A 560-nucleotide genomic window follows, 5' to 3' on the forward strand; every position below is an offset into this window, starting at 1 on the left:
ACCATAAAAGTGTCAGTAACACGATCAAGAAGCTTGGGGAAAAACGGAACAGTTCCGAAATTCCCCACCCCGTCACCTCAAGCCAACTCTTTGACAGCGCCAAGTACGAAGAAGATGAGGCGCCCTTTGATACTGAAGACGGCACAGCTACGTCCGAAAGTCCCGTAAGCGAGACTAAATCTACTCCCATCTACACCCCAGGAAAACCACTAACGAAGGCTGAGATGGATGCGGCCTTGGAGAAAGTTGAAGAAATGAACCAGAGAGGCTTCGCGACAATCGCACGGCACATGAACAAGACAAGTAAGGCACCGAAGAAAACTAAGGCTGACTTAGCGTCTGACGTGATCACTGCGTTTGGTGCTTTTGCGTCCAAATGTCCCGACGTCGAGACTGGAAAGTACGACCTTAATCAACTGATCAAGGTTGCAACGTGTACGGCTGGTGTGCGTGAGGACATCAAAGTAGTCCAGAACTTTTTAAATTTGCTCAATGAGGCACTAAACACTCAAAATAGTCCATCAAACCTTCTACCCACTGAGGAGACAGTATTTTCTTAT

Annotated in this window: 1 protein-coding gene; it reads left to right on the forward strand. The window is 47.5% G+C overall.

Annotation, left to right across the window (positions count from 1 at the left end):
• On the forward strand, window positions 1-560 hold a 560-nt coding region (locus ACFQEU_RS17740), incomplete at both ends, for a hypothetical protein (RefSeq protein ID WP_379784298.1).

It is taken from the genome of Halorubrum tibetense, from assembly GCF_042661865.1.
GTDB lineage: Archaea > Halobacteriota > Halobacteria > Halobacteriales > Haloferacaceae > Halorubrum > Halorubrum tibetense.